The sequence below is a fragment of the Gilvimarinus sp. 1_MG-2023 genome (genome assembly GCF_030548285.1).
Window position 1 is genome coordinate 1 of sequence record NZ_JAUOSC010000301.1, and the last position, 383, is coordinate 383.

The following is a 383-nucleotide window of genomic DNA, read 5'->3' on the forward strand; positions in this document are numbered from 1 at the left end:
GCCTCACTTTCTTCAATCAGGGTACAGACCCAGTAGGCCTGGGCCTGCTCACGACAGGCATGATCGACTCGCTGAATCACTTCTTCGCGGCGCTGGTCGGATACCACGACGGGGGTAATCGGGCTGCGCCCTGGTGGCAGTTCGTCAATGATGGAGGTATCCAGGTCGGCGTAGGCACTCATGGCCAGGGTACGGGGAATGGGAGTGGCAGTCATGATCAACTGGTGTGGTGACAAGCCATCGAGATTCCCCTTGTCTTTCAGTGCCAGACGCTGGTGGACACCAAAGCGATGCTGCTCATCAACAATCACCAGTGCCAGACGATGAAAATGCACTTCTTCCTGAAACAGCGCGTGCGTACCAACAATCAGCTGGGCCTGGCC

At 57.2% G+C, this 383-nt stretch carries 1 pseudogene; it reads right to left on the minus strand.

Annotated elements, in window-relative coordinates:
- Positions 1-383 (minus strand): annotated as a pseudogene (locus Q4563_RS16890) (ATP-dependent DNA helicase RecG); the annotation flags it as partial.